Below are 248 nucleotides of genomic sequence, written 5' to 3' on the forward strand. Positions count from 1 at the left end.
CACGCGGTTGCCGACGCGCGCGGTGAAGAGGGTCTGCACGATGCCGAGGCCGGAGGAGACGATGAACACGGCGATCATCGCGGCGACGAGCCAGGCGAGGATCGTGAGGTGCGGCCCGCCGCCGTCGAGCGGGAACAGCCCGTCGTCGAAGACGCGCTGCGTCAACAGCGGGGGCAGGATCGCGAGTGCCGCCGACACCAGCACGAGTGCGACGATAACGACGAGCTGACCTCGGGAGGGCCGAAAGA

General features: G+C 69.4%; 1 pseudogene. It reads right to left on the reverse strand.

Annotated features, from left to right (window positions below):
- A pseudogene (locus AMS65_RS19895) lies at positions 1-248 on the reverse strand (ABC transporter ATP-binding protein); the annotation flags it as partial.

This window comes from Leucobacter celer subsp. astrifaciens (assembly GCF_001273835.1).
GTDB lineage: Bacteria > Actinomycetota > Actinomycetes > Actinomycetales > Microbacteriaceae > Leucobacter > Leucobacter celer.